Here is a 19,389-nt window from a genome sequence, read left to right as displayed (position 1 = left end):
TGAGGGGTCATTCACTATCCGGAAACTAGCTGAATGGCCCCTTTCATCTTGATACTATGTTAGAGGGCCCTGCTATTGTCCCTCCCGTCGCACTTATTCGGATTCGCTCCATTCCATCAATTATCAAATTCCGACGGCCTACTCTTGGACCATCTAGGTAAATATCTACCGCCTCACCTAGGGTCGTAATCAAATTTTCAAAGAATCGCCTGTCCGACTCCCTCCCTAACACCAGAAACAACGAAGCTTTTGTCGCCTGCGTTTTGTGGTGAAGGTTTTGCCTTAGTCGCAAAAACCTAACAATGGGGTCATTTGTATTGGAACTTCCCCCGTACCGGTTGATCATTTCGATACTGACCCAGCTTCCGTCCAGCCAATCTCCCGTTAAGTAAAGCTCAAAGGGTCTACCGGTCGCATTCAATCTATTGAACACACCCATGATGATATTTCGCACGGAAAGAGGTAACTGGTTTTGGCGGGTGATGAACCTAGGATTCACCAAGGAATTTCCGGTTCGGGACAATTGATCGATCAAGCGGTACCACTCCGCCCATTTTCCTTGGTACTTGCCATAGTCATCATCTTTGTTTATGGGAGCAAATTCGCTTTGAAGTTGCCTATAGGTGCTATCGCGATACCTTCTTCGTTCTTCGCTTCGGATCGCGTTCAGTCTGAAAAGTCTATCAGAACGGAACATACCGTCTTCGGTATAGGTAAACGCAGGAGCATTTAAAGAAAGCGTGGTGTCCGCAAAAGTTACTCGAAACTGATCATCGTATGCCCGAATGATTACAAAACGCTTCAGTTCCTCGTTGAAATCAAAAACCAACCCATTGGGAAAGCGTTGGTTGAGTGCTTCGGTAATGGCATGCATGCGGCGCATCAAGATTTGTTCCAAAGGTACCAGCACTTCGGTGCTTCCGGCAACCTGAGACACGCCATTGATGGTGTATTCCCGCACTACCAGCCGGTATACCCTAGGCATTACCCCCACTCTTCGGGGTGTTCCCCGCAAGCTTCTAGCTAAATTGTTTAGGTAACTCAGCGTGCTTATCCAAGGGTACCTGGATTCCGCAACCTTGATATGACTTACGGCTTGGGTCTCTTCAACCACGGAAACCCGATAATCCAATGCCAAGTCCCCGATCACTTCATTGTTGTTACTTAACAAAATCAGCGTACCCGATCGGGGCACCCCCGCCATATGGCGGCAGGATCTGTGAGTCTGTACGAAACTTCTCAGCCTCTCATATTGCTGATAATCAAAGTGAAATAGACTAAAATCCAGGCCAAATTGCCGTTGAATATTGGTGATTGTCTGAAAGACATTTTCGCCATTTCCGCGTAGATGACCTCCTAGGTAGTAAAAATTGCTGTACTCACTTTCATTCAGCAGCGGATTTTCTCCCAAATTGTACCGGTAGGAAATTGGCGTAACCTTAGGTTGAATGGACCAATTTTCAAGCAAGCCAGGCTGATCTCGGTAATAAAAAGGGATACTGCCTACCACCCCACTTGCCGGTTGATCACCGCTCGGAATAAGCCGCACTTCGGTTGCTTCCTGTACGCCGAATGCACGCATCATAAAATAGAGTTTTCGAAGGTAACTAAGGATGCGCTGCTTCCTTTGCTGATACTCGGAATTGGCCGGTGAAGGGTAAAAATCATGCCGATATCCCGTCCCCACCAGTGTACCTAGTAAAAGGTGCTTCGGAAAAGCCCGAATGGAGGGGTTTTCCAGTCCGGAAAAAGTCGCAACCTCGGAAAGTAACCGGCGGTAAACATCCAACAAATCGCTCAGTAAGCGGTACCTATACTGATTGTACTGATACGGAACGTTGGCGGGGAAATTAAAATGTTGGCTCAAAAGGGTTTCAAGCTCCTCGCTAAAACTGGCCAAAGCTATATCCCCCTCCCAAAGAAATTGAACATGGGTTAAAATAGTTGACAATCCATCAGTAAACTCTTCTATGCTGTTTCCTTGTACAATGGCATCACGGTATAGCCGATCTAACTGCACCGGAGTTTGCGCGTTGGTTTCATTCAAAACTACTTTTAATGGGTGGATATAAGAAAGCCCGGATACTGCATTTCGAAGTTGATCGAACCGCTGAAAAATGGTGTCGGAAGCCACCAATGCATCCATTGCATCTGCTTCAACCAGTAGGCACCGTAGGATCGCAACCTGCTCCAGGCCTTGGTTGTCGCAGTTTATGTCTCCACAGATGTCCTGGTCTCGGGAGTAACTTTCCAAATAAAGCACCAGCACCCATTGAGCTAGGTTAGTAAGCCCGGAAAGTGGCAGTGCGCCATCGGCATCTCCATCACATAGCTCCCAAAGCGAAACCACCTGCGTGCCCTCCTCGTGAAACAAGGGGTATTCAGCTTTATCATCTTCAAAGGATCGGTAATGTGTGAATGTGAGCTGATCAATGTCGATAGATGTTTGATTCCGTGGACTGCCGGGAATGTTGGTCTTTAAGGTGAGCAGGTCTCCATCTGTAGTGATGCCATACCCTTGCCCTACTTGAATTTGTCGCACCCCTGCATCTTCTGCTACCGTTACCTTCAGCCCGTTCACGATACCTACGCCTATCAATCCGATGCGGGTGAGTCTATCCTGATCCTCAAAATAAGCTATGCTCTCATTTAACTGCGTATGTGTCAATACCTGATCTGCCTGATATTGCCGATAATGGGTAAGTATGCTGGATAACTTGTTAGTCATGGCCGTAAACTGTTAAAGGGTACCTAAATTCGTTCTGCCTAATATGATTTTTTCCTCCCAATCCCGATCATCTTCCGAGGCGCAATCAAATAGACTGCCCTGTGGGTAGACCGACTTCAAGTTGGAAAGCACCTCAATAAATGCCGCATCTGCGGCCTTGCTACCTCTACCTAGATGTTCCAGGAAGGCTCTGAATGCATTTTCAAACTGCACCAAGGGATGTTGATCATCTGGTATTTCCGGATTGGAAGACCCAATCCAACAGATCTTCGCCAGTACATGGCTAGGCAGTTCCTCTCTGATCAGATTTTCCAGGTAATCCCTAAATACCAAATCCGCTAATCGAAAACTATTGCTTGGAAGCACTACCGTTACCCTGAATGAATAGGGATCCAAGATGCCGTCTGCCTGGCAGTCCTCAGCGCAGAATGGCATAAAACGCCAGTTATCTGCCTCGGAGGGCTCAAAGGAAGGTCTTAAGAGTATATGTTCCACCAGAAAGATCCCTTCATCAAGTGTCTGGTCTGACACAAACTGCATAAATCGCAAAATCGCAGCTTTGATGTTTTGCCTCGAATAATAGCGATACTGACTGGCTATGATTCTCCTCGAATCTCTGGGTCGCTGTATGGCCGGATTAATAATACTGAACGAGTACCGGCCAGAAGGCGATTTGGTGATCCGGAAGCATCCCACATCCTCGGTTTCGTAACCAGATTCCTCCGTTTGTAAGAAATGATCATCAATCTGTTCCGGTGTCATCTGAGAGACTAGCTGCATCACGAGATAGATTTCCTCATAGGCTTGGTTGGGATTTCGATAGTTTTCGGTGGCGGAAAGCAGAATACTTCTATTGGTATCCAACATCCGCCAGCGAAACACCCGCTCACCTCTGGCACTGGTAAACTGATAGAGCTGCACAAAGGAGTTAGAAAGGTGTCTTCTCAAATAGGTCTTAAAACCCGCCAACAAGGAAAGCCGCTTTTCAAACCCGGAAACATTTGGACTATCCCAAACCTGTTCAGGGCGCTTTCGAAAGTAATCAAACGCATTTCCAGACTCTCCACTGATCGCCCCATACTCACGTAAAAAATAGCTTTGTGCTGCCAATACTTGGTCTTGAGCAGCATCTCCATATCTTTTTTTCATCACAAAGGCATATTCGCTGAACTGTTCTCCAAATCGAGCAATCAGGTGATCCAGCAGCATCCTACGTCTTTCCACAGGTTGATCCAAAAATCTCATTAACATATCGGTCAGCTCCGTATTTTCATACCATTCCCCCAAGAATTGACGGGAATCAGCCATATCGAGCACTGCTTGTGTAAAAAGGGTTTTCCGTTGATTGCCATGAACCGAAAGCAGATCCTTTACGTGGGAAAGGTGCTTAAAATACGTCGCCAGAACCTGGTCAAAAAACTGCAAGTAGCCTTTCAATTGCTTCGCCTGCGCCTTACGTAAAGTGCTTACATTCTCTGAAAGACCGGTTTTACCAATGCCGTAGTTCTCTGGAAAATCATTTCGGATGCTGAAGTACCTGTCTATGGCTGTAGAGCTCACCGAGGGTAGCGGAAAAGTGCCCGATTCCAGGGTATACCGCTCCTCCAAGGCTGCAAGGTTCATTTGCGCTTTGTAGCTATTCACCTTATCCAAATCCACGTTCAGCGGTAGCAAGCCTTTGCTGAAATTGAACTTACTCCTGTCGCATAAGTACGGCTTGCATCCCTCCCTAACAGGCACTACCCACCTGTTTTCATCAGACGGCTGATCACAATCCCCCAGCTGAATATCTTTGATTAGCTGAACTCCTGGAATATCCATGATTCGCTTGACAATGTCAGAAAGCCTGACTTCCGTCCGAAGTCGCGCAGCTATCACTTCACCGGGGTCTAAAAACCCGTGACGCAGACTGGGTCCCTCAAGGATTTGATCTGTCGATAATCCCTTTTCGACCATCTCGGCAAACGTGTAGCTTCTAACAGGCGGGGAAAAATAGCGTGAAAGTACGTTTTCAATCTGCGCATGGATCAATTCTTCGTCAGCCGTGGGCTGAATCTCGATTAATGCACAAACGCGCATGGGATGCCTGCCTATCTCGATGACATCTACCAAGTCCTCGCAAAGGTTGCGGTTCTTGTGGTATCGTTGGAAAATTTCCCTTCTCACCTGTTCCAGTGGCATGCTTCCATCCAGATCCAAAAGCACCCTGTGGAGCCCCTTTAGCTCAAAAGTTTTTTGGTGCTTAGGGTCCAGTCCTTCCCACAGGCCAGCGTCATAGGACATTTGACCTCGTTTACAATCCACATAAACCCGCTTGGAAAAGGGCACTAGCCACGCATTGCGGACGCCTTTGCAGTCGATAAATAACATCCGGTAATCCAGTTCGGTAAAGGCTCTTATCGGAAAGATATCTTCTGCCAAATGAAATTGGTCCCCCCAGCCACGTCGACGATCTCCGGCCAACAATTGATGCATAGGAAGCGAAAGCCGGTATTCCAAGTCGGTAATGGCATAACAGACGGCCTCCAGAATAGTAATGCCGGGATCATGGGTATTGTAGTCTGTCCATAGACGGGAGGAAAGAGACTCGATGTACTGCATACCCAGTTCCCGCAAAAAATGGAAATCTTGTCCGTCATTTCTGCGGATATTTTTGGGAATTGAGCTATGTTCGGGATTTGCTGCCATGACTGCTACCTAGGAAATGATCGTAATGCTATGGCTTTTTGCAGATACCAAAATATGTCTGGGGCTGGAAGGCATCACCTGTTTTTGGACAGAAATACCGTTTTTCATCCATACCAAATCACTGATATAAGCTACATAAGCAAGGTTTTCCAAGTAATAAATAAAGGGGCTTTCATGCAGGGAAACACCAAATTCAATTGAATTTTCCCTCCTAATTGCCCAAGGTGACAGGTACCCAATGATGGCCTGCTCTAGCAGATTCCGATGCAATGCAGGATCAAAACCCTGCCGAAACTTTACCGCTATTTGTATCCGAACTTCCTCGTAGACAGGATTGTCTAGGTACAGGTTACTAGCAGGAGATATTTTTGAGATCAAAAAAGTTCGCATCTCATTCAGCCTTCCCGTGCTAAAACGCGGTTGAAATCGATCAAACACATTTTTGTCAACCGTGTCGGGTATTACCAATAGGGTCGTCTCTCCCGGTGCCATAAAGCTGGACGGGCTAGTATGGTTTAGACATTTTGCCTTATAGACATCCGGAAACGCCTCCAGGATCAGGTGCTCGTAGTCCCACAAACTAACTGCACGGTTTTTATGCCGAAGCCGTTCACTCACCCGTATATAAAAGGCTGTGTCCGCTTCCTCTGGTCTACCTCCAAATGAATTGTAGGGCTGAAGTACTGATTTTACGCCGGCCAGCCGTTCGGTCATTTTCGCAATGCTGTTTGCAGGTAATCCTTGGGCCAAATGCTCTAAGCTGTTACCTCTATTTTCAAATTGAACCTCCAGCGCCTGTGGCAAGATGTTCATCAACTGACAGGAGGCATCGAACGCATTGGTTGATACGGCCCTAAGCCAAATTCCTGCCTGACCCATTCGGCTACTTAAATCAAAAGCTGTTTCCGGCAACTGAAAACGGATGATTCCGGACTTGAGCAAATTGTCGGTCCCGTCCGCAATGATTTGCTGGCTACTTAATGAAATCCAGTGATTCCTGATCAACACTTGCCATCTTGTCCTGTTTTGGGTCGCAGCGGGAGTGTTCAATGGGTTTTCACTTCCATCCACCACTTGAAAAAGCAACGAAAGTTGCTGATTGGGGGCCAAATCCCGTATTTGAATAAAAAGCTCTCCCCTTGCCAGTCTGGGAAAAGAAGCTAAAAACACCCGTCGCTCCGATTGGGGGAGGTGTGTTTTTTGGGCTACACTTTCCTCAAAATACCCAAAATCGTCGAACAGAAATAGTCTTAGTCCACTTGCCTGTTGCATGGGAAAGTTCTCCGATGTTTCGTATCCCAAGGTGATTTCCTCCGCCAAAGGCGTGTAGGGTTCATTGGGAATCAAAGTTTCCGGATGCTCACTGGCCATGGCCATGGCGTAAAATCGCGGAAATAGCTCATGCAAAAAAGATTGGTTTAAGGATAGCTTTATGCCCTTGTCAACAGGGAGCTTTGCAGCGGAGCTTAGGTTTAACTTGGTTTTATATACTCCTCCTTCTTTGGAAAACAAGGTTCGCTGACCTGGCTCTGCTTTGATCCAATTCAAACCCTCTCGTGTGTGCAGGTCATAGGTAAAATATCCATCGCCCGGTACCAACAGGTTGGTCGGGGCTGCATTCACCTGCACCTTGGATTCCTTCAGCGCCGTGTGGAGTGCCAAAGGCGTCAAAATCAGATGCTTTAGGTTGGTGATAGAAGCATGATTTGCAACGAAGTGCTGGGCCACATAGGCTTCTTTACTGAAATTTTGGTTGGTAAGGTTCCTATATCCAAAATACAGTGTTCTAAAGTCTTCGGATGTGTTAGCCCATTTGATTTCCAGGGATACGTTGGTAACCCGCTTATTTTCCCAAGACGGTTCCTGAACGTAGAAGCTGCTTCCCTGTTTGGGATAAGAAGAAAATGGCATGAAGGGCTTTGCTGCCTGGAGGACTCCCATATCGCTTTCAATCTGAGGAAGGCGGATGCCTTGGACAGAAGACCGCACTAGAATGGAGGTGCATGGGTTGGAGGAAAGGCCAAGCAGAAAGTCGTACATTCTAGAAGTAGTAACCGGAAAGCCAATACGCACCAACGGGTCGGCGCCGGATTCAAAGCCTTCGTGAACCTTTAAATCTGCATTCACCACACTTGGCAACGCTTCACTGAGCAAAAAGGCAAGCTGGAGGGTATTTCCCTGGCATCTACTGTGAAAGGCGCCGGCATTTATGACTGGATTTACGCGCATCCAACCTTTGGCCATTGTCCAATCCGCGGTCATTAGTGCGGTTATTTCTCCGGGATTTAAGGGAGACGCCAAAGGATCTCTAAAGGTAAAGGTAACTGAAAACTGCCGCGTGGCTCCTTCCGGACTCCTAAAATGCGTATTTGATAAGATGAAACCAAATCTCGCCAGCTCCAAACCCGGGTGACCAAAGGGCCACCACCTGGGAAATTTATCTGGAAATTCGGATCCCTTTCCATCCAGTGAATCGGCCTGCTGACTGAAATAAACCCGTTTCCTTATCGGGTCGTTACATCGGTTTTTGATGGCGACTACCTTTGCTTGATTGGCTGAAAAACCGTGCATGGTCCTGTAAAACAACTTCTTTCCAAGCCTATCCTTCCCTCCCTCAAATACAGTCCCCTCCGGGATATGCACCTGGTTGATTTTCGCCAATTCTAGGATTAAAAAAGCCCGGTCACCCTGTGCCGCTTTTTTTTCAAGGCGCAGAATATCCCGGTAGTAAAAATCCAAGTGGCGCTTCGTCAACATGTTCATGGACTTGGAAGGCCAATCCATCAATTTCAAAAACGCATAAAATAAACTCAAATGAGGCGCGAGGTTTGCCTCTGATTCCATCAACTTAATTTGGGATTTAATTTGGCGTATTAACCGCTGATAGGCATCTGTACCCTTGGTGGGTACCGCTTGCCAGGTTACCAACGAATCAAAAAATCTTGTCCAGTCTCCAATAACTTGCTCTGGGTATTTTGTATCAAAAAACGGAATGTACTCAGCAAAGTTACGTGCAAAGACCAACCAGTCTTCCGCTTCCAAATCCATCAGCCTGACATGGCTAGGATCCAGCTCGGGAAGAAGTCGGGCAGCCTGTGTAGTGCCGGATCTCCATAGTGGCTTTATTTTTTCCAATTTCTCAATAGCCATAACTGGGTTACCTTGCGTTTGCTTCTAGTTTATAAAAAGGGTACACCATGTTCTTGCGGGAATTCGTCGCTCGGATGATATAGTGCAATTCGATAAGGATGATACCCACCTGACCGGGCGCTTCGGACATGTTGATTTTTTCTACACCGATCCGAGGTTCGTGATAGAGAATTGCCGTCTCGATCAAGTCTGCCACGTAGGTGATGGTAGTCCGATTTAGCGGACTGAACTGTAGTTCATCCAATTGGCACCCAAAGGATGGCTGCATGATCCGTTCTCCTAACTTGGTAGAAAGTAAAATTTCCAAGCTGCTCTCGATATCTGCTTCACCGTTAAGCAGGCTTACTTCACCCAAGTTGTAGTCAAATGATGGAGGAAAACTCCATCCCCTACCCAAAAACGCCTGTTCATTTTCCATAGTCCTCTCAATTACTTATCCGATTAACACCGTAGGCTCCCCGGCAAGGATTGTTCCCCCGTGCGCCGTACTGTCGCCCATCCGTGCGGCAGGCATCCCTCCTATCAAGACCGTAGCAGATCCAGCCACGATACTATCGGGAGGCCCGGTACAGGTAGCCATATCTCCCACCCGCGCAGCAGGCATCCCCCCTATCAAAACTGTTGGTTCTCCTGGAGGCAATATCGGTCCTCCCACATGCGGCACGGTCCCGGTTGTCATCGGGCATACATGCATATCGGTGATTCTTGCAGCGGGGCTTCCCATTTCTATTGACTTAGATTTAATTAATTTGAACGATGGACCCCTTCAACACCGCTGCCCCGGAGGTTGTAACTTCCGCACCGCTATTTCCTTCGGCTTTAAATTGTGCTTGGGCCATAAGCGTCACGTTGTTGCCTTCCAATACAATATCGCCTGTACTTTTAAGCGTAATATCTTTACTGCTTTCTAGGGCAATGCCATCCTCCGAAAGTGTAATTTGATGACCGTGATCATCCTTCAGGGTAAGGACATCGTCTTGTTCGCTAATTGTAATTTGCTTTCCATTTGGCGTTTCCAGTTTGACGGATTTTTTCTCGTCGTCAAACAGCAATTGCAGACCACTTCTGCTAACATATCCCTTTTCATGATTGTCGTCCGTTGCAGCAATAGGTGTAGGATGTGCACTGCTAGGAAGCATCCCCAAAACTACCGCCTGATTGGGGTCTTCGTTTATAAACCCTACGATCACCTCATCCCCAATCTCCGGCCTGAATACCATGCCCCTTTCTGAACCTGCATCCAAGCTGCTCCATCGACACCAAATTCCCTGTTCTTGCTCATTGATTATGGGAATCCGCACCATGATTCGTTCTTCTGCCTCGGGGTCATCCTGTAGCTGAGTAACCACTCCGGTTTGCAAACCCCGGATCGCAGCGTACAACCCTGATGCTGGCGCAGCGTGAATGTTATGAGATTCCGAAAACCACTCCGGATTCATGCCAAACTGAATGTCTACGGTCCAGTTTCCTTCGGCGAATTGGTGAAATACGCCACTTACAAAGACATCCCCACTGAAACGATCTCCCACACCCTCCAGGGTGATCAGACCTCCCGGAATCACCTGTGACACACCCTGTACTCGGACACGTCCCCGTGTTTTGGCAAGCTGTTGGAACAGCCATTTGGCGTTTGCCCACTCCTGCAGCTGCACGTCGCCTAGCTTTCCACCGTGTTTCAACTCCAGCGTTTCGTGCTTCATAGATTCAGCCAACGTTGCCACAGATAGATTACCATTCAGTGCCAAACTAGGGTCAGCTCCTTCTACATGTACTATTCTTTGATCGGTCAAACTCCATCCCTGGGCATTGACCTCGGGGTATTGATTTCGCCCATCCATCTCGGCATCGAATTCCAAGATGTTACTTCCGAAACTTGCTGTACCGGTACTCTCTTGATCCAAATTGGGCTTTTTGATCGAAATCTCCCCTCCGTCCACCGCACAAACCATCCCATTGGCTTGGGCTCGAGTGACCATAAAATCCCAGTCTGAACAATGGTATTGTATCAATTCTGGATGAGCATAAGCGGTATCTTCAATCGTCGCAGACAATCCATTCCGAGTGATAAGCGATTCCATCACCTCACTGTCCTTATTATCGTAAAAGTATCCACTACGACGGGTCGATGTCATCTTGGTAGCGGCATCTCGGCACTCCACCATGAGTTGGCTTCCCCCCTCTCGAATACGAACTCGCTGGGAAATAACAATTCCCTGAAATATCCGATCCGTGGCACCATGGTATCCTAAAAAAACCGAGACTTCTGCTCCCGGAAGAAAAAGGGATTCGTTGCTAACCGGAAAATCGGATAAGGATGGATCTCCGTCCAATATCGTAAGCTTGGCATAGGGTACACGATTTAGCTCCTTATGGATCACGACAGCTAGAACCTGTATGGATGCCGGCAGTTCGGTACCATCCACCTTGATCGTATGGGATACAAGATCCATGCTTTCTGCTGCCGACAACAATCTTCCAGAACTCATACCTATTACTTTTTAATGGGAGGAAAGTAAATTTCCTGACCTGGCTGAAGGTTTCTAAAATCCAACAGCTTGTTTGCTTTGACCACTTCCAAGTAATAAGAAGCATCCCCGTAGATCTGAAAGGCCATTAGCGGCAAGGATTCGCCCGCGCGAACCACCCGGTAATGGGTCAGATCAGGAGATTGGTTATTTTCCTTGGCAACCCTCAGGTCATCCTCGACGAACCCCTTGAATTTGGCTTTGGCAACCGCACGCAGGGGGGTTCCGTCAGACCGAAAGAGTTTAAATTCCACGTTCATCTCGGTGAGCGATCCTTTGAACAGGAGGCTGCCCCAGGAGATCATCACATAATTGGGTTTGTGTTGGTCCCCGTTGTAATCCAATACTACCTTTTTGAATTTCTCCAGATCATCGATGATTCCATCGGCTGTCCGTGGACGTTCTGGAATAATACCTGTTCGGTCAAACACAAAATCTATCTGCAATTCCTCGGGAAGCTTCTTGTTAAAGCGCGGAGAAGCTGCGCTAGTGCCGGTTGCTTGCTGTGCATCCTGTTCGATTTTGTAGGTATACACGTACTTTTCCGGGTTCAACAATGTAGAAAACTCTCCGTCCCCCACTTTATTGTTGAACTTAGGATCACTGTATGCGACCACTCTTAGTTTTTCCAACTTGCCTTCCGACATGACTTTACCGTTCTTTTTGAAGTCTCAAAACTTCCATCAAATCCTCCATCAGTTCAGCCTTTTTTTTATTTCCGTCTTCCTGAGTACCCCCGGGCCGATTGGGACGCTGACCTTCCCCACCGTCGGCGACATGGATACGAATCGTGAGCTCTTTAATTTCTATGGGCATCAGGACAGGGTTTTACAGTATTGGTAAGCCAATTCAATGGTTTCGACTACAAGCTTGCTTTCCTGCGCGTTAAACTCATCCACTTCCCACTTTATCGGAAACGCATGGACCACATTCCATGTCATTAGAGGTTCATGTTCTTCGTTTAAAAGCTTGATGGTCAAATCCCGCAGCTCGAACTCAAAGTTCTCAAAGCTGTCCATGCACCAGTCGATTAACTTAGAATTTACCCGAAGTCCTCTCTTTAGCACCAGATTGGCGTGTTTCGTTCGCACGGGCAATTTGTATTTAAACCGGTTTTCTCCTCCCTCTGCTATTTCCTCGGTGTCGATACTCACGGAAAGCCCAGAAACGGACTGAAACTGAGAATCTGCCGTCTCCCCATCCATGCCGGTGAACTCGACACTGAAATGAAAGCCTACAGGAGGATAGTTATTCGTCATGATCAGTCGTTTTGAATGCTTAGCCCTTCGTGAACCAACTCCATTGACTCGATGGCTACTTCGTTACCGTCTGCCTTTAAGTCCGTCGATTGTACTTTTGTAGGCCACGCATTTTTAACCTTCCAACTCACTACCGGCTCGTGCTCTTCGTTTAGCAGGTTGATGGTGATATCTCTTCGTTCGATTTGGTTAAGTGATACAGAATTCCACCACGCATAGAATTCGTTATCGCTCTTAAATGTGCCTCGCTTTAGCGTAATGTTGCTGAACTTCTGAAGACCTGGCATTTTGACTTTGCTGTACTCGGGACTAGCCCCATGACGGTATTCGATGACCTCGGTTTCCACATCCAGTCCGGACACTTCCGTAAAACCAATTTTTGTTCCTCCCCAATCAACGGAGAAATGAAACTTTGACAATGGATAACTCATGATTGAAATGATTTATAGTGAAACCTCTTATGACTCCTGCATTTTATGCGAAAATTTCAAAATGATAAATTCAGCTGGTCGGACGGCTGCCATGCCGATTTCTACGTTCATGCGGCCCTCCAGAATGTCAAGTGCCGTCATCGTTTGTCCCAGGCCTACCCGAACATAAAATGCATGCTCCGGCTTGGCTCCTGCCAATGCTCCGGCCCGCCACTGCAATACCAAAAAATTCTCAATCATCGCCCGCACCTTCACCCAGGTATTGGCATCGTTGGGTTCAAAGACAAATTGTTCGGTTGCTTTTTTTACCGACTCTTCCACCATGTTAAAGAATCTCCTAACCGGCACATAACGCCACTCATTATCGTTTCCAGCCAAGGTACGGGCACCCCAAATAAGTGTACCTTTGCCGGTAAATGACCTTATCGCGTTGATGGACTTGCCAGAGGTAGTATCCACATTGAGCCTGTCCTGCATTTCGTTGGTTACCTTTACAGTTGGCTTAACCACATAATTGAGGGACACATTTGCAGGGGCCTGCCAGACTCCCCGAGTTCCATCAACCCTTGCGTATACACCTGCCACAATTGCCGAGGGCGGCAGTACTACCTTCAGTTTATTGATCCCCGATTTTATTTTGTTGTAGGTCGCACTATCCACTTCTTCTATTTCACTCATCGACATTCCGTCTAATACACCATCAGACTCCATATCCATGTCTTCAATATCCAAAAGTGCATCTACCAATGCAGGGTCAACCAAATCCATGATGCCCTGGAGCAAAGTGGCTACATTGGCGGCGTTGATGGCTGCCAAAGCATCGGCGGAGGCTGTTTTTACCTCGGCCCCATCCGCAGCGCCGGTAATACTCGCCTGTTGATCCGTGAGTGTTTGAATGAGTGTGCCCAGATCTGCATCTGATTCCAATTCAGCGGCAACAGCCGAAGCCGCATCTGCCGCCGCATCTGCAAGATCCGCATCAGAAACAGCCATGGCTGCTACGTTGTTGGCGTTGTCGACGATCTCCTGCATCAGATCGCTATATTCTGAAAGCATGGTAGCTAATTCACCCAAGGAATCTACAACGGAATTCCGGTTAGTGAAGGCATCGGCGTCATCAAGCGCCTGCAATGCTGTATTTGCATCGGTAATCGCCGCTACCTGGGCAGGTATACCAGCTATTATGCCGTCGCCTTCCGACATAATATCGTCCACTTCATCCAAGATATCTGTCACCGGGGTGGAATCCACCACGGTATGGCTAATTGTAATTTCTTCGGGATCGTAGGCATAGTTTAGGATGGTTTCCAGATACGGATAATATACAGCCCCATACTTTCTGTATTCAATTTCCGACGTAATCATATCCCGGACTCCTTCCGGAGCTCCTATCTCTGTAGCAAGGTGATCGGTATAGGTATCGATAATGGCAAATCGGTCACCTAGCTTGCGGCACTGAGTAAGTGCACTGTTGTACACCGCATAAAAATCGGCTGAATCGGGTAAGGAGGTAGCATCGGGAAACAAAATGAGCGTAGGCTCATCTTCCTTTTCCAGCGCCTCTAAACCCGTAACCAAGGCCGCACGCGTAACAGGGTCCACATCCGGTGCATCCTCATATACTCCCACGGAAACTATATAGCAAGGTCCTCCTCCGTTGGCAAAGTAGGCCTGCATCGAATAGTACATCAGAAAGGGCGATTTATCATCCGAATCAGGGGCTTCTACCAAGATACTTCTGTCGCCACTCTGCTCACGCACTGTAACCTGAATACCGATTTCCGCTTCCGGACCACCAAAATACCCCTCGTACTCGAGCATGGATACGATTCTGGTCGGAATATTGATCAGGGTATGGGACGAGTCCTCCTCCTGAGCCTTGGCCTTTTCGGTATAGCCGATAAATGCCGGGATCGCTGTTTCTACTTGTGCAACAGAAGGAGGAAATTTGGATATTTCCTCTATGTACACGCCGGGGGTTCTGTAGTTAGTTGCCATGATTCCTAGAATTATAAATAGATTTCAGATATGAGCTTGTCTCCTTCTCGTTTAAGGAATTGAATATCGGGATTCGGGAAGGGGTGTTCACTGGGCCATTGCGGGCTACCGGAAAAATCCGACTCCAAATCGATGGGTACAAAGCCATCCCGTGTCAGGGGCTTTACGTCCGTAGTTTCTACAGAAAATGCGGCTTCCGGTTTTACGTACCTCCAATAGGTAGCTCTATTGGCGAAGTTTAGGTAAAAGTCAGTCGGAGTCTGCTTTAGGGTACCATTTCCATTCAGAATATTATAAGCACCACTCTGCCCTTGCATCGTTAAAATCAAAAGGCCTTTGCAGTCTGAGGAAAGAGTGATCCCCAACTGTTCGCAAAGTGACCTTTTGACACTGGCATCAGCAATTATTCCCTCGTTAAAAAATATATCCTCTTCCACCGCAATCGGATTATGCGCATCGCCAAGCGGAAAGCGCTCCAGATTATTGCACCAAACCATCGCCTCATCGCTAAGAAAAGGCATCTCGGTGTAGTGCTCGAAAAACGGGTCTTTATAATACAACCCAAAAACCAACGTAAGGTCTGGGGAAACAGGAATAAATGATTCCTGCATATTTTCTGAATCCCTTCGAATCAATGCATCCCAGCGTGTAGGGCTGGATTTGACGACTATTTGGTGGCCCTTTAGCAACCGAGCCGTATTTCCTACAGGCATCCAGGAAAAAAATTGCCGCCAATCATACCGTTCCAATTGCCGATCTCTGGCTCGATCGTCCAACTGCTCAAAGCTGCTTGCTCCCAAGTCTAAAAAGAACCGGTGAAAAATCCGAACAGAAAAGAGCGTATGGTATGCAAGGACAGTCATGACTCCCGGTGTTTGAGTGAATTTTCTACGGTCTCTATTAATGGACCTGTTCCCGATGCTTTTCCAGACTGTATAGGCAAGAGGCATATTTTATATAGAACCGAAGGCAATTGCCTGCCTCCGAGCGTTCCCCATATAAAGTTCAACTCCTCAAAGGAAGGACTAAATAAATCTACCGTAAACCGGAAGGGACCAACGGATGCCATGGAACTTACTTCCCGGTCGTAGGAAGTGTTAGCCTGTGTAAACACCTTCTTGGACTGAAAATATTCCATCACTACAGAAACGTCCTTTAGTGCTTGCGCATACTGCGTTCTGTTTGCACTGAAAAGTGCAAATACATGAATATTTACAATCGGGTTTCGATAGACCGTTTGACTATCGCCTTTTAGATGATTGGGGAAATTTTTGAGTGCGGGCTCTTCCTGAAAATTAACCATGCTCATCACTACCTTATCCCGCATAGCTTCTGCCATATCGGTTGGGCCATCCACAAAAGCAATATTATCCAAAACTACTTCAGAATCGTCTAAACCGACTTCTCGAAAGTAGCGGTTTACCTGCTCGGTCAGTATTTGAAAAATTTCGAAAATCATACAAATGACCAAATTTCATTAGTAGTCCGACATAGAACATTCATTGTGGCTAATTAGGATATTAGGCTTTTTATTACGATAAACTAAACGTTTCTTCACAAAATCAGTAACCAACCCCATAAAAATGTCGATAGCTATGATAACCTTTTATCTGAGTTTTTCGCAAACGACAAAATTAATTACCGAACTACTCAAATTTGGTATTATTAATTCGTAAATCCTAATCGGAAAAAAGATATTTTCTGACTTTCGAAATTTTTCCTTTTACAAAAAAAAAGCTTTATAAACAGCTACTGTATTTATTAAAAATATTATATATCCAAAAAAATTTCATATAACTTTTTACTAATAAAGCGTACTTCAAAGGTTCCGAATGGCCACAACAGTCCTAGCACACTGGAATAGGCTGCCAAACGAGCCTCCGTGTGAGAAAAGCAGAATTAATTAGCGATCAGGAGCTTCCTGGTTTGTCCCTTTGGACTAAAAGGTTTCTCCTACCTTTTCTAAGATCTTATAGGTAATCAAGTAGGTGGGTCGAATTCCTTCCATCCCCAGGGCACCCGAAGCCAATGTGCTGCCAGTTTCCAGGGGATTATCGGAGGCATAATAGGCATAGAGGACTTTCACATTTTTTCGGATACTATTTCGGATTTTACTGGAGGACTGTATCGCCTTTTGATAGTGTGCCCCCTCCATTTCCAATCCGATGGCTTTCCAGGAGGATTCCATAAAGTATTGAAGTACATCTCTGTTTTGCAGGGATGTACCGAGTACCGATATCATGGGTCCCTCAAATACCTGCAATCCATACCCTTCAAAATCTACAGATTTTAGCTCGTTTTTAAACGGATAATTGTCCGCTGTACCCTCGAAGACATGACTACTTGGAATCATTATATCTCCCTTATTGCCTTTTAGGATGCCCGCCTTACCCATGATAGAGGCAGAGATGATGTCCAAGGGAATCTTTTTACCATTTTTTTCAAAGGGCTTAAGGAGTTCGTCAAAACACTCGTAGGCCTGTTCTCCAAAAGCATAATCCATCACGATCAGTACCGGCTTCTTTTTTTCATCCGTTGGAAGGACCACATTCGGTATCAAGGTCTTAGATACCATTTTACTCGTATCAATAAGTTGAACACCGATATTGGTACCGCTTACATCGGGAAGTTGGATTAGTCCATGTTGTTTCGCATAAGCCTCAATCTCTCGAGCTTTGCTGTTTTTTCCGGCCGTCCCAATCTCAAGCGCCTCTTTTTCAATGGCCTCAAAGGAATCCAAGCCAAGTGCTTGATGACCATAAATGGTGTTTAAAAAGCTATGAAGGTTCGCGCTGATAATGTGAATTGGACGGTTGATAAGTGCTTCCTCGTCGAGCACCTGCTTGATCCTCTCTGCCCAAAGTTCGCCATAGACGTGGTGCCCCACCCGCTCTCTCAGCGTTGCCGAAAAGCTGATTTGTCGGTCCTTCTCATCTTTTAACTCCATCATCGATAACTTACCCAAGTGATAAACAATTGAGAAAAGGCTATTGGTGTGGTTGGAAGATTCAAATTTTTCGACCGCCTGATGGGTTTCTTCGAAGGTTCTGCCGGTGATATGGCTAAGGTAGGAACAGGCTGCCTCCCTACTGAAATCCTCGTCTCTTTCTTCCTTCTCCACAATTTGCTCCAGCATCTCCCAGTTTAAATTGGTAGCACCCTTGGGCTCCATACTGTTTCGGGCAATCTTTTTGGATTCGATAAACAAAAAAGTCAGATGGGTAAGAATATCATAAATGTCACTTTTTCCACGGGTCATTTCCACGTACATCTGATCCTCGTCAACCCGGTAGCAGTTTCGGCGGCGTTTGGCGGGAACAATGGGGGTAAATCCGGATTTTTCATATCCCTCCCTACTGATAAGCCTGATATACCGGCATTCTTCTATACCTCTTGGAAGCCGCTCCATCACATAAAGCAACCCATCCAATTCGATTTTTTCGGGGTCTGTCACCGAGCCATAAATCTCCGGACTCAAAATCAACAAGGAGTCAATCAGGGATTCCCCAGAAACGCCGGTTGGCTTGTAGGTACCTCTCGTAAAAAGGTGCCGCATCGTGATGTATAGACGTTCAATGGCGGATCTGGATTGTTGGGCTTTGGTTCGCTTCATAGGTAACTCATTTTTGCTTCAATAGTGTCGTATCTCTTATCGGCATAACCGGTTGACCTTCAGTAAACAGGCGTATTTCAGTTCGAAAAAAACTCCGATAAACCCGGTTTATTTGATTGGATCGTGCATGCACCTGACTGGATCCCTAGCCTGCAAAGATAGCCGAAATCCTTCGGTCACGGGACTATTTAAGTTGGTCACCAAACATTTTTTTAAACTTCTCCACCTTCGGTCGTACCACAAATTGGCAATAGGGCTGTGTTCCGTTCAGCTCAAAATAATTGGTATGATAATCTTCGGCTGGATAAAAATTCGCAAAAGCGGTCACTTCAGTTACAATTGGTTCCTCAAATGCCCGCTCTTGCTGCAATCGATCGATTAGTCGCTGTGCGATCTGTTGTTGTTCCAGAGTATGGTAGAAGATCGCTGACCTGTACTGAGGACCTACATCTGCTCCCTGTCGGTTAAGGGTAGTGGGGTCATGTATGACGAAAAAGACCGCCAATAGATCCTCAAAGCTCACCACTTTCGGATCAAAATGCACCTGCACCACTTCAGCGTGGCCTGTGGTTCCGGTTACCAGCAATTTGTAGCTTGGATCAGTCACATGGCCACCCGAAAACCCCGATCTGACCTGAACAACACCCTTTAATTTCTGAAAAACCGCTTCGGTGCACCAAAAGCACCCAGCCCCTAATGTGGCTACTTCCATACCCTCCGGTGTGTTCACCGCTGTTGTTGGCAATGTTGTCATGACTGGTTTGTTTTTTTGATTGGTTGAATTCTAACAGGCCCCTTTGGTAAAAAGTTTTTGTCCACCTCAATTCCTGCCTGGGTTACCGAAATTAAGTTGTCCCGGTACAGCTTCATCATCGCATGGTGGACGTCTGGCATGAAATGCCGCCAAGCATTTGGGTACATCCAACGTACTACTTCTGATGGACAAAAACTAGCCATCCCACGCATTCTACACATCTCCAATATAGCGATCTCCAAA

The 19,389-nt window shown here is 46.7% G+C and carries 16 protein-coding genes; all 16 read right to left on the bottom strand.

What is annotated here, in order from left to right; translation table 11 throughout:
* Positions 1 to 43: 43 nt before the first annotated feature.
* Entirely contained in the window at positions 44 to 2,728 is a 2,685-nt protein-coding gene (locus JJU34_RS16635; protein ID WP_228693533.1) for a hypothetical protein, read from the bottom strand.
* A 12-nt stretch (positions 2,729 to 2,740) separates the two neighbouring features.
* Positions 2,741 to 5,416 (bottom strand): hypothetical protein, encoded by a 2,676-nt coding sequence (locus tag JJU34_RS16630; RefSeq protein ID WP_228693532.1) that lies wholly within the window; start codon positions 5,414 to 5,416, stop codon positions 2,741 to 2,743.
* 9 nt (positions 5,417 to 5,425) lie between these two features.
* Positions 5,426 to 8,566 carry a baseplate J/gp47 family protein gene (locus tag JJU34_RS16625; protein ID WP_228693531.1) on the bottom strand — a complete coding sequence of 1,047 codons (3,141 nt, stop codon included), beginning with the start codon at positions 8,564 to 8,566 and terminating at the stop codon, positions 5,426 to 5,428.
* Between the two features lie 7 nt (positions 8,567 to 8,573).
* The gene (locus JJU34_RS16620; RefSeq protein ID WP_228693530.1) at positions 8,574 to 8,984 is read right to left on the bottom strand and encodes a GPW/gp25 family protein; all 411 of its coding nucleotides are present in this window, start codon (positions 8,982 to 8,984) and stop codon (positions 8,574 to 8,576) included.
* 15 nt (positions 8,985 to 8,999) lie between these two features.
* Complete coding sequence (locus JJU34_RS16615) at positions 9,000 to 9,290, bottom strand: PAAR domain-containing protein (protein ID WP_228693529.1); 291 nt, start codon at positions 9,288 to 9,290, stop codon at positions 9,000 to 9,002.
* A gap of 16 nt (positions 9,291 to 9,306) precedes the next feature.
* Positions 9,307 to 11,052 carry a type VI secretion system tip protein VgrG gene (gene vgrG, locus JJU34_RS16610; RefSeq protein ID WP_228693528.1) on the bottom strand — a complete coding sequence of 582 codons (1,746 nt, stop codon included), beginning with the start codon at positions 11,050 to 11,052 and terminating at the stop codon, positions 9,307 to 9,309.
* A gap of 5 nt (positions 11,053 to 11,057) precedes the next feature.
* Positions 11,058 to 11,738 carry a LysM peptidoglycan-binding domain-containing protein gene (locus JJU34_RS16605; RefSeq protein ID WP_228693527.1) on the bottom strand — a complete coding sequence of 227 codons (681 nt, stop codon included), beginning with the start codon at positions 11,736 to 11,738 and terminating at the stop codon, positions 11,058 to 11,060.
* Between the two features lie 4 nt (positions 11,739 to 11,742).
* Positions 11,743 to 11,907 carry a DUF5908 family protein gene (locus JJU34_RS16600; RefSeq protein WP_228693526.1) on the bottom strand — a complete coding sequence of 55 codons (165 nt, stop codon included), beginning with the start codon at positions 11,905 to 11,907 and terminating at the stop codon, positions 11,743 to 11,745.
* Positions 11,907 to 12,350, bottom strand: coding sequence for a phage tail protein (locus JJU34_RS16595; protein ID WP_228693525.1), 444 nt, complete (start codon positions 12,348 to 12,350; stop codon positions 11,907 to 11,909). The genes JJU34_RS16600 and JJU34_RS16595 overlap by 1 nt, the downstream gene beginning before the upstream one ends.
* Positions 12,351 to 12,352: 2 nt before the next feature.
* Complete coding sequence (locus tag JJU34_RS16590) at positions 12,353 to 12,781, bottom strand: phage tail protein (protein WP_228693524.1); 429 nt, start codon at positions 12,779 to 12,781, stop codon at positions 12,353 to 12,355.
* Positions 12,782 to 12,808: 27 nt separating this feature from the next.
* Positions 12,809 to 14,779, bottom strand: coding sequence for a phage tail sheath C-terminal domain-containing protein (locus JJU34_RS16585; RefSeq protein ID WP_228693523.1), 1,971 nt, complete (start codon positions 14,777 to 14,779; stop codon positions 12,809 to 12,811).
* A gap of 11 nt (positions 14,780 to 14,790) precedes the next feature.
* The gene (locus JJU34_RS16580) at positions 14,791 to 15,642 is read right to left on the bottom strand and encodes a hypothetical protein (RefSeq protein ID WP_228693522.1); all 852 of its coding nucleotides are present in this window, start codon (positions 15,640 to 15,642) and stop codon (positions 14,791 to 14,793) included.
* Positions 15,639 to 16,238, bottom strand: coding sequence for a DUF4255 domain-containing protein (locus tag JJU34_RS16575; RefSeq protein ID WP_228693521.1), 600 nt, complete (start codon positions 16,236 to 16,238; stop codon positions 15,639 to 15,641). Before JJU34_RS16575 ends, JJU34_RS16580 begins: the two co-directional genes overlap by 4 nt.
* Before the next feature lie 480 nt (positions 16,239 to 16,718).
* Positions 16,719 to 18,392, bottom strand: a complete 1,674-nt coding sequence (locus tag JJU34_RS16570; RefSeq protein ID WP_228693520.1) for a hypothetical protein — start codon at positions 18,390 to 18,392, stop codon at positions 16,719 to 16,721.
* A gap of 184 nt (positions 18,393 to 18,576) precedes the next feature.
* On the bottom strand, positions 18,577 to 19,146 hold the full coding sequence (gene msrA / locus JJU34_RS16565; protein ID WP_228693519.1) for a peptide-methionine (S)-S-oxide reductase MsrA: 570 nt from the start codon (positions 19,144 to 19,146) through the stop codon (positions 18,577 to 18,579).
* Positions 19,143 to 19,349 (bottom strand): DUF3253 domain-containing protein, encoded by a 207-nt coding sequence (locus tag JJU34_RS16560; protein ID WP_301005398.1) that lies wholly within the window; start codon positions 19,347 to 19,349, stop codon positions 19,143 to 19,145. The genes msrA and JJU34_RS16560 overlap by 4 nt, the downstream gene beginning before the upstream one ends.
* Positions 19,350 to 19,389: the final 40 nt, after the last annotated feature.

The sequence above is a fragment of the Lunatimonas sp. genome (genome assembly GCF_020832325.1).
Lineage (GTDB): Bacteria > Bacteroidota > Bacteroidia > Cytophagales > Cyclobacteriaceae > Lunatimonas.
This window is presented reverse-complemented; position numbering and strand designations above follow the sequence as displayed.

What these genes read in the sequence shown, in the direction of transcription:
- JJU34_RS16635 (WP_228693533.1), bottom strand. Translation starts at nt 2,728, where the DNA reads ATGACTAACAAGTTATCCAGCATACTTACCCATTATCGGCAATATCAG.
- JJU34_RS16630 (WP_228693532.1), bottom strand. Translation starts at nt 5,416, where the DNA reads ATGGCAGCAAATCCCGAACATAGCTCAATTCCCAAAAATATCCGCAGA.
- JJU34_RS16625 (WP_228693531.1), bottom strand. Translation starts at nt 8,566, where the DNA reads ATGGCTATTGAGAAATTGGAAAAAATAAAGCCACTATGGAGATCCGGC.
- JJU34_RS16620 (WP_228693530.1), bottom strand. Translation starts at nt 8,984, where the DNA reads ATGGAAAATGAACAGGCGTTTTTGGGTAGGGGATGGAGTTTTCCTCCA.
- JJU34_RS16615 (WP_228693529.1), bottom strand. Translation starts at nt 9,290, where the DNA reads ATGGGAAGCCCCGCTGCAAGAATCACCGATATGCATGTATGCCCGATG.
- vgrG (WP_228693528.1), bottom strand. Translation starts at nt 11,052, where the DNA reads ATGAGTTCTGGAAGATTGTTGTCGGCAGCAGAAAGCATGGATCTTGTA.
- JJU34_RS16605 (WP_228693527.1), bottom strand. Translation starts at nt 11,738, where the DNA reads ATGTCGGAAGGCAAGTTGGAAAAACTAAGAGTGGTCGCATACAGTGAT.
- JJU34_RS16600 (WP_228693526.1), bottom strand. Translation starts at nt 11,907, where the DNA reads ATGCCCATAGAAATTAAAGAGCTCACGATTCGTATCCATGTCGCCGAC.
- JJU34_RS16595 (WP_228693525.1), bottom strand. Translation starts at nt 12,350, where the DNA reads ATGACGAATAACTATCCTCCTGTAGGCTTTCATTTCAGTGTCGAGTTC.
- JJU34_RS16590 (WP_228693524.1), bottom strand. Translation starts at nt 12,781, where the DNA reads ATGAGTTATCCATTGTCAAAGTTTCATTTCTCCGTTGATTGGGGAGGA.
- JJU34_RS16585 (WP_228693523.1), bottom strand. Translation starts at nt 14,779, where the DNA reads ATGGCAACTAACTACAGAACCCCCGGCGTGTACATAGAGGAAATATCC.
- JJU34_RS16580 (WP_228693522.1), bottom strand. Translation starts at nt 15,642, where the DNA reads ATGACTGTCCTTGCATACCATACGCTCTTTTCTGTTCGGATTTTTCAC.
- JJU34_RS16575 (WP_228693521.1), bottom strand. Translation starts at nt 16,238, where the DNA reads ATGATTTTCGAAATTTTTCAAATACTGACCGAGCAGGTAAACCGCTAC.
- JJU34_RS16570 (WP_228693520.1), bottom strand. Translation starts at nt 18,392, where the DNA reads ATGAAGCGAACCAAAGCCCAACAATCCAGATCCGCCATTGAACGTCTA.
- msrA (WP_228693519.1), bottom strand. Translation starts at nt 19,146, where the DNA reads ATGACAACATTGCCAACAACAGCGGTGAACACACCGGAGGGTATGGAA.
- JJU34_RS16560 (WP_301005398.1), bottom strand. Translation starts at nt 19,349, where the DNA reads ATGGCTAGTTTTTGTCCATCAGAAGTAGTACGTTGGATGTACCCAAAT.